1 protein-coding gene and 1 pseudogene are annotated in these 1,262 nt (G+C 39.0%); one reads left to right on the top strand and one right to left on the bottom strand.

Annotated features, from left to right (window positions below; translation table 11 throughout):
* Window positions 1-215: pseudogene (locus ASL19_RS18235) on the top strand (transposase); the annotation flags it as partial.
* 96 nt (window positions 216-311) lie between these two features.
* On the opposite strand, the gene ASL19_RS18585 reads toward ASL19_RS18235, so the two are convergent.
* Window positions 312-1,262 (bottom strand): GUN4 domain-containing protein (locus ASL19_RS18585; RefSeq protein WP_235528964.1); only part of this gene is annotated, 951 nt, incomplete at its 5' end.

The raw sequence follows: 1,262 nt of genomic DNA, 5'->3' as shown, positions 1-1,262 counted from the left end.
AAAAATATCGTCCTCAACCGAAAAAGGTGGAAAAAAACCGCTGGGGGAGTAAACTTTTGGCGGGGATGAAACCAAATCAAAAAAAGAAGGGAACATCACCAGGACAGCTAAAGCTTTTTTGGGATGAGTTAGACATAACTAATGAGGAAATAATAAAGGCAGCAACAATATTTGTCAAGGCAAATTGTTATACACCTAATCCTAAAAATAAATAGTACCAGGTATCCGAAACCCTGGAACTAGCAAGGTTTCGTTAATTTCTTGTTATTTACAAAAGTTAACAATACTATCAAACCTTTATGGGTTACACTCTACATGTCTTGACAGGAGGGAAGTGCCCTCATTCTAAACCCATAGAATACCACATAAAACTCCTCTAAACTAACCCCTGTGTGCGGGCGAAGAAGCGTGCGACCGAACACCACCAAACCCCCCCCAACCACCCAAAAACCCCCAAAAACCCCCACACCCGGGAGGTGACCCGTTGGTGCGGATAATGAAAAGTTTAAATCTTTGTAATAGAGCCATGAACCTTGTTTTCTCCATCCCACCCTGTCTCCGAAGGATCTCCATACATTCACACGATATTGTTTTGTTCCCCCCAGGTTTTTGTATATTTCTTGTTGGACAGATATACCAAATTTACCCTGACTATATCTTAACCACAAATTATCAATGGTGCGCAATTCTTGACAGGGAAAATTTTCTGCATCTTCCACTCTTAAATAACCCCCGCTTTGTCTGTTAGCTACTGCTAACATTACACTCCTTGTTTCTTTATCTGCTTCTCTAAAATTTTGAGCTTTTAATAGGGTTTCTAATTTTGTGTACCTCCTAGGGATCACCTCTGATTCAACAGATTTTTCTGCCTTTATTAGTTCTTTTTTTTGTGGTTCTGGTTGTTTTACCGTTAGAACTTCCTCTTTTGGTAATGATTTAGATTCTATCAAACCCAAGTCTTTTCTAAATTCTTCTATATTTTTCGTTCTCTGCTCAGGATTTATAGCCATTGCAGCTATTATGGCATCATTCACTTTCTTGCTAATACTAGGATTGTAACTTTTAGGTTCTGGTAGTTCCTCCTCATCATATTTGCGGTTTACTGCTGGGATTGGTGATGATTCCCCCTTTAACCGTAATCCGTTAGCCGTTAATACGTAATATAGAGTTGCCCCTAAAGCATATACATCTGTATGTGGTCCAAAATTAGCTTTTCTTTGATACTGTTCTATTGGTGCATAACCATGTGTTAATGAGTTGGT

Origin of the sequence: Cylindrospermopsis sp. CR12, from assembly GCF_001432185.1 — a bacterium.
GTDB lineage: Bacteria > Cyanobacteriota > Cyanobacteriia > Cyanobacteriales > Nostocaceae > Raphidiopsis > Raphidiopsis raciborskii.
This window is presented reverse-complemented; position numbering and strand designations above follow the sequence as displayed.